The following is a 4573-nucleotide window of genomic DNA, read 5'->3' on the forward strand; positions in this document are numbered from 1 at the left end:
GGGGGGGCAGGTTGGGGGGGCACTTTGCCTAATAACATTGCTGGCACAGCTACCAGATCGGGAAGTTCACTGGCCACATAGCGAACGGATCCTTTAACTCGATTGGGGTTGATATGATTACCCGCACTGGTTAAGGGTTGCCGACTCTCGTTACGGATATCCCACTGGCCATTGTCTCGAAACTCATTTTCGCCCAGGTCCTGACTCTGGCCTACATCGGGTTGCACGGTATCCTGTAGCCATAATCCCGACGTTTCGTTACGACGAATGTGATTTTGCCGTAGCACTGGCCGAGCGGCACGGGACAGAACAATGCCCGCTTTGTTATTCACCACCTCGTTATCAATAATTAGCGGTGCTGCTTGATCGCTAATGGCCACCCCATACCCTGTCTGTTCAAAGCGGTTTTGTCGGACTTCTCCTTTAGACCTGCGCACCATAAACAGACCGCTGGCCTGATTTTCGGTGAATTCATTGGCCAGTAACACTGGTATGGCAGTCCCGGTGGCAAAAACACCATCACGCCCGCACCCCTTAAATCGACAGCGGGTGAGTAACGCTGAACCAGCTTCTAGCCACACCCCTATACCTTGCGATTGTGGGTTCGTCACTGTGACATTGCGGATCTGGGAGCGGTCCTCTAACTTCATCGTGACGGACATGCCCCCAAATTCTTCCGTTGCCAGCACCCCTCCACCTCGAATGGTCACGGTGCCATGAATACCCACAACGGTTACTCCAGAGGCCACAATCAGCGGAAACGATTCGCCACTGCCATAGGTGCCCGCTTCTAGCTGTATGGTGGTGCCAGAACTGGCGCGATCCAAAGCCTGGGTCAAGGTTTTGAACGGCGATTGGCGAGTGCCATTACCTTGGGCACCGCTGGCATGATTGACATATAAAACAGAGGCAGTAGCTTGCACCATGGCCACTAGACTGATTGATTAACCCACTCAGGGTAAAGGTAAACGCTAACGGTTGACCTATGATTAATAATTCTGACTGAAAAATTTATCTTCGTTGTAGTCTATTTCCGAGTAAATCAGCACGTTAGCGTCTCTGTCTTCCCAAAATGGCACTTGCGATGCCTAAACTTCCATGCTTATTGTTATTGCCATAGCTAATGTTGCGATCGCGATTCTCTGCCTTGTTCTCACCTGGCATGTCGCTCGGTTTGGTCACCAGGTTGCCCAGCTCAACCGAAATCTCCAACGTTGGACAGTACTATTAGAGGACAACTTGGCCCAACAAACCCTAGCCTTTACTGTACAACGCACCAACCTACGGCAATGGCAGCTGATTCATCTGAAATGGCAGCTACAACAGCGACGTCTCATTCAAACTGCAAAATTCCTACAGCGTGTTTGGCTGATTAGCCAACGTCGCCACCGCTTCTAACCCCTCACGCCCCATTCCCTGCTCCCCACTCCCCGCATTCCCCATGGCTCAACACAACTCCGATCACTTCCTCAGTGGCCTGCTGGCTGGTACCGCCATCGGCACCGTCATCGGTTTACTGATCGCTCCCCGCAGCGGCAAACATACCCGTAGGGTTCTTAAAAAGTCAGCGGATGCCGTGCCTGACATCATTGAAGATTTATCCACTAGCCTGCAATTCCATGCCGATAGGCTGTCCAATACTACGTTGCAAAATTGGGACAGCACCCTGGAACGACTGAGAGAGGCCTTAATTGCTGGGCAAGCTGCTTCTCGAGAAGACTTTGCTCAAACGGTGGTCGAGTCCAAGCGTGACTGATCCTTTAATTTGGCTAGGGTTATCCATTCTGCTACTAGGTTTCGGTCTAGTCGCATTGGTGTGTGTGTCCATTCCTGCGTTGATTGGCCTGGCGAGGGCTGCCCGCAGTGCTGAAAAATTCTTTGATACCCTTGATCGCGAGTTACCCCGCACCCTAGAGGCAATGCGTCACACGGGTGCTGACCTGAGTGACCTGGCGGATGACATGACCGATAGTGTCAGCAGTGCTCGTAATATTGTTAAACAAGTGGATCAAAGTCTCAGTGACGTGCGTCTGCAGGCGTCTCAGGTAAAACGCTCAACTCGCAGTGTGGCTGTCGGCTTTAGGGCCGCCTGGCGGGTCCTCACCAAACCAGCTAATGCGCGTAAACGTAAACGACGACCACCACCACCCAAACCTGTTGAGCCGCCGCATCCCCCCTCATCCCAAGTCCAACCAACATCGCCCCAGCGCCCTCCCAGTAATACGTCCGAGGATCGCTTTCCTGGTCAATGATTGACGGAAACCGGGCTTCTTCTCTACATTAAAGATAGGTAAATAAGTGTAAACATCATGACCGTACGCTTTAAGGATTGGTTGCAGGCTTCCTTATTAGGGGGGCTGTTGGTTTGTTGTATTGCATTCGTCACAGGGATCACGGCACCAGCTGCGTATGCTTACAACAATCCAGAACTGCTGCCAGATGAGCCGACTATGGTCATCGACTTAGCAAGAATTCTGACCAATTCTCAGGAAGAGTATTTGAATGAACATTTACCGGAGTTTGAGGCTGAGACGGGTTGGAAACTTAGGGTTTTAACCCAGTTTGATCAAACTCCAGGACGTGCTGTCAAAGATTTTTGGAACTTAGACGATAAGAGCATTATGCTGATTGCCGACCCACGGGGAGGCAATATCCTTAACTTTAGCGTTGGTGATACGGTCTATTCACTGTTGCCCAGAGTCTTCTGGATTGAGCTACAAACTCGCTTTGGTAATCAGTTTTTTGTACGTGACAACGGTGAAGATCAGTCCATTATGCAATCCATTGCATCCTTAGAAACTTGCCTCGCTCGCGGTGGCTGTTCAGTTGTGCCTGGCCTACCTAGAGAGCAATGGATTTTAACCCTCATTACATCCATCCTTGGGGGGGTTATCTGTGGCTTTGCTGCCCATCCCCGCAAAGAGGGCCAGGTCTTTTCCTGGCAGTGGATGCTGATTTTCTCACCCCTGTGGGGCATGCTGTTCATTGCGTTTGGCATTGGCCCAGTGGTTTCTCGCACCCAGGACTGGCTACCCCTGGTTCGTAACATTGCTGGTTTTATGATTGGTGCCCTGGTTGCATTCTTGAGCCCTGCGTTTGCCAACTCATCAGCCAGTGGGGAAGCTTAGAGCGGTTTTACCCGTCTACCCTTGGGCAATTCTATAAACATGTCATAGCTGAGTGTACGCTCATCTTGAGCACTGGTGGCAATTCCGATGCTTTTGATGGCTGAGACCATTGGGCCTTCAGGTAGTTTTGGAAAAGGCAGGGTGCCTTGCAAATCCTTCAGGCGATCAACATCGATAAAGAAATAACCACTGTTTTCATCAGGGGAAATGTCTAGAAGGGTCTGGAAGGCTCGATTGGTTTGGATAGATTTAGACGGTTGAGGTGCGATCGCATCCAACACCTCTGGGCCAACGCCAAAAAAGGTGACATCGTTATCCAACCAACCATGTCCCATGGCAATGCCACCGTAATAAGACACCAACTGATTAACGGGTTGCTCCGCATCCAAAGGTTTCACATCAAAGCGAAATCGACTGGTCATGACTTCATCCAGTTGCTCCCAGGTGGCCTCAGCTGCCTGACGATCGGCGACCTCTGCCACTAAGGCTAGCTGTCCCATGGGCATGGGTGATTCCGCTGCCGTGCTTGGCGGTAACAGGCCAAAGGCAACTTCACCTGACAGCCAGGGCAATATATCATTTTCAAAATCCAGTCCCGTTTGGTTCTTGAGACCCTTGGTGAGGGAGCCCGACGAGATCGGTAACAGGGCATTTAGCTGCTCAGCTTCGCTAAGGGCCTGCCAAAATGGACCAATGCTGCTGGTGGACAACATCAGCACAGTTGAGTCCGGTAACCGTTGGGGCGTCATGGACTGGGTGTTGATCATATCGACATAAATTGGCTGATCTTCCGGTCCTAGCCAGGTTGAGGCTTCAATATCCAAACCATTGGGCAATGGCTCTACAGCGGCGACTAGGCCATTAATACTAGGTAAGCTATCACTGCCCAAAAATGTCTTGCCTGCCTCAGGGATATTGAGATATAGCTGGACTAAGGCAGAGGGCATCTGTACATGCTTAACGGCTTGGCGATAGGCATCGCTATTGAGCATCGAAGTCCCACCATCAAAGCTATCGATCACAGATTCAATACCGTTAGCACCTGACGCTAACACCAGCCATTGGTTACCTAAAACGGTACTCTCAAAGGTCTCACCTGCCGTAGTTTTAATGGACTGGATGCCAACACCGTTATAGTCACGGCCAACCCAAGTAGTGCCGTCCCGTGGCTCTGCCATCAGTTCCTGGGCTTTATCCGGATCAGCAATGGGCACAATCAGCACCATCTCCGCAGCAGCTTCGCTATCACCGGCCTTGGGCAAAAAGACAAGGGTTACCTGCTCACCAATCCAGGGTTGAATGTCGGTTCTAAAGCGATAGCCGTTGGTACTGAGGATGCGATCGCGCCAGGTGGTTAAAAATCGATCCAATGCTTTTTGTGACTCAGGTGTCCCCAGCTGTCGTAAACGAGTCCACTGGGTTGCATCCGTTGACAGCGTTAGGGT

Annotated in this window: 6 protein-coding genes; 4 read left to right on the forward strand and 2 right to left on the reverse strand. The window is 51.2% G+C overall.

The features are described 5' to 3' along the window. On the reverse strand, window positions 1-926 hold a 926-nt coding region (locus tag DXZ20_RS21805; RefSeq protein ID WP_250565871.1), incomplete at its 3' end, for a DUF1565 domain-containing protein. Between the two features lie 172 nt (window positions 927-1098). On the opposite strand from DXZ20_RS21805, the gene DXZ20_RS21810 reads away from it, so the two are divergent. The 4 genes from DXZ20_RS21810 (at window position 1099) to DXZ20_RS21825 (ending at window position 3128) form a co-directional block, all read left to right on the forward strand. Continuing rightward, window positions 1099-1398, forward strand: a complete 300-nt coding sequence (locus DXZ20_RS21810) for a hypothetical protein (RefSeq protein WP_163700687.1) — start codon at window positions 1099-1101, stop codon at window positions 1396-1398. A 43-nt stretch (window positions 1399-1441) separates the two neighbouring features. Beyond that, window positions 1442-1756, forward strand: coding sequence for a YtxH domain-containing protein (locus tag DXZ20_RS21815; protein ID WP_163671416.1), 315 nt, complete (start codon window positions 1442-1444; stop codon window positions 1754-1756). Further along, window positions 1749-2252 carry a hypothetical protein gene (locus tag DXZ20_RS21820; protein WP_250565872.1) on the forward strand — a complete coding sequence of 168 codons (504 nt, stop codon included), beginning with the start codon at window positions 1749-1751 and terminating at the stop codon, window positions 2250-2252. Before DXZ20_RS21815 ends, DXZ20_RS21820 begins: the two co-directional genes overlap by 8 nt. 198 nt (window positions 2253-2450) lie before the next feature. Next, a complete protein-coding gene (locus DXZ20_RS21825) occupies window positions 2451-3128 on the forward strand; it encodes a TPM domain-containing protein (protein WP_225920435.1) in 678 nt (225 codons plus the stop codon). On the opposite strand, the gene DXZ20_RS37690 is transcribed toward DXZ20_RS21825, so the two are convergent. Beyond that, window positions 3125-4573 (reverse strand): DUF3352 domain-containing protein (locus tag DXZ20_RS37690; RefSeq protein WP_250565873.1); only part of this gene is annotated, 1449 nt, incomplete at its 5' end. The two genes, DXZ20_RS21825 and DXZ20_RS37690, sit on opposite strands and share 4 nt — an antisense overlap.

This window comes from Adonisia turfae CCMR0081 (assembly GCF_011009555.1).
GTDB classification, from domain to species: Bacteria; Cyanobacteriota; Cyanobacteriia; order Phormidesmidales; family Phormidesmidaceae; genus Leptothoe; species Leptothoe turfae.